This is a genomic window from Flavobacterium sp. FPG59 (genome assembly GCF_002150205.1).
Classification (GTDB): Bacteria; Bacteroidota; Bacteroidia; order Flavobacteriales; family Flavobacteriaceae; genus Flavobacterium.
Map to the genome: position 1 here is coordinate 1 of NZ_MTCA01000415.1, position 699 is coordinate 699.

At 46.6% G+C, this 699-nt stretch carries 1 protein-coding gene; it reads left to right on the plus strand.

Translation table 11 applies throughout. From position 1 onward, the window contains the following. The coding region (locus tag FPG59_RS16375) for a Calx-beta domain-containing protein (RefSeq protein WP_303393808.1) at window positions 1-699 on the plus strand (699 nt) is incomplete at both ends.

Sequence of the window (699 nt, forward strand, 5' to 3'; positions counted from 1 at the left end):
CGAAGAAACTGCCAACTTTCGTATTGCCACTGGAGCTGCTTCGGCTACGGGTACCATTATCGACAATAACAACGCCCCTACTGTGGCAACGATCACTCCGGCTTCGGCTACCGAAGGATCGAATGTGGTTTTCAACTTTACACTAAGCAACCCATCGGCTGTAGATACAACTTATACTTTTGTTCTAACAAATGGAACTGCTGGAAGTGCAGATTACACGACTACAGACGTTACGGTAACGGTGCCTGCTGGTGCTACTACTGGAACCGTTTCGGTACCTACAACGGTAGATGCTATTGATGAAGTAACTGAAAACTTTAGTATTGCCTCTGGAGCTGCTTCGGCTACGGGTACGATTATCGACAATAACAATGCTCCTACTGTAGCAACGATTGCTCCGGCTTCGGCTACTGAAGGATCGAATGTGGTTTTCAACTTTACACTAAGCAACCCATCGGCGGTAGATACAACTTATACTTTTGTTCTAACAAATGGAACTGCTGGAAGTGCAGATTACACGACTACAGACGTGACGGTAACGGTGCCTGCTGGTGCTACTACGGGAACTGTTTCGGTACCAACGACTACTGATGCGATTGACGAAGTAAATGAAAACTTTAGTATTGCCTCTGGAGCTGCTTCGGCTACGGGTACCATTATCGACAATAACAATGCTCCAACTGTGGCTACCATCACTCC